Below are 1085 nucleotides of genomic sequence, written 5' to 3' on the forward strand. Positions count from 1 at the left end.
CAGCAAAAGAACCATAGACAATTATCGATTCCGGTTGATAAGTCTTTTTCAAATAGTCTATTATTTTGTCCGTACTTTTCATTACATTCGCCTCCTCAAATACCGATTTTCTCAATTCTCCAAACTGGAAGTTACATAAATCTGCTTATCAGATTATATGCTGTGACTACATAGACAAAAATCGCTATGCCTGCAAATATCATAGCATCTTTCTTCGCACCTTTATCATAACACTCCTTTGCATTTGTCAACATAGTTAATCCCATAAAGACAAACATAATCGGCAGTGTTATATCAGTAGAAACTATGTTTATCAGTCCCAGTGAGCCAAAAATAATAGTTAATACGCTGAATATTGCTTTCCATATACGCATACATAGTCCTCCTTTGCAAATTCAAATTTTCTGTTCCCTATAAAATTAATTTATTGGGATTTACCAAATCACCAAACAACGATTTTAATGTCTCTATTATACCATAATGATACTATTATAAAAAAGGAAAAAGAGCTCCTTCGAGCTCTTTTGATTCAGTTCTGTAAACTTGAAGTTACGTAAGCGCAAAATATTGCTACGTTACTCATGAATTACGCTTGCACCAAAATGATAGATGCAAGCGTTTTACTCTATTTTAGTTTTGACAGTTCGTTTTCGCAGTCTCGCTCCATGGGGCAAGCTGTTCTAACTGTTCATCTGACATTTTATCGTCTGGCCGCTGTGATAAGAGATATGTCAGATATTTATAGGTATTCAGATCATTCGCTTTTGCCATCTCAACCATGGTATACACAATAGCACTAGCGGTGGCTCCTTTAGGACTGGCGCTGAACAGCCAGTTCTTCCGGCCAACAGTGAATGGTCTGATTGCATTCTCGCTAAGATTGTTGGATAAACTGCAATGACCGTCTTCCAGATAGGTCATCAGGGTGTCTTTCCGATTTTGGGCATAGTTTACCGCTTTCGCCAAACGGGTTCCCTTGTTTGGGCGCTGTTGATCCAGCCAATTCCAGAATGCCTCCAGTATCGGCTTCTCCTTTTCAAGACGAAATTGTTTTCTCTGCTCCGCAGTGTGATTTTTTGCTTTTG

2 protein-coding genes are annotated in these 1085 nt (G+C 38.4%); both read right to left on the reverse strand.

Translation table 11 applies throughout. The features are described 5' to 3' along the window. Nucleotides 1–131: 131 nt before the first annotated feature. A complete protein-coding gene (locus DXA55_RS16850) occupies nucleotides 132–374 on the reverse strand; it encodes a hypothetical protein (protein ID WP_002596221.1) in 243 nt (80 codons plus the stop codon). A 256-nt stretch (nucleotides 375–630) separates the two neighbouring features. Next, nucleotides 631–1085, reverse strand: a 455-nt coding sequence (locus DXA55_RS16855) for an IS66 family transposase (RefSeq protein ID WP_147342042.1), incomplete at its 5' end; no start/stop codon positions are given.

Origin of the sequence: Blautia sp. OF03-13 (assembly GCF_003460685.1) — a bacterium.
Classification (GTDB): domain Bacteria; phylum Bacillota; class Clostridia; order Lachnospirales; family Lachnospiraceae; genus Fusicatenibacter; species Fusicatenibacter saccharivorans.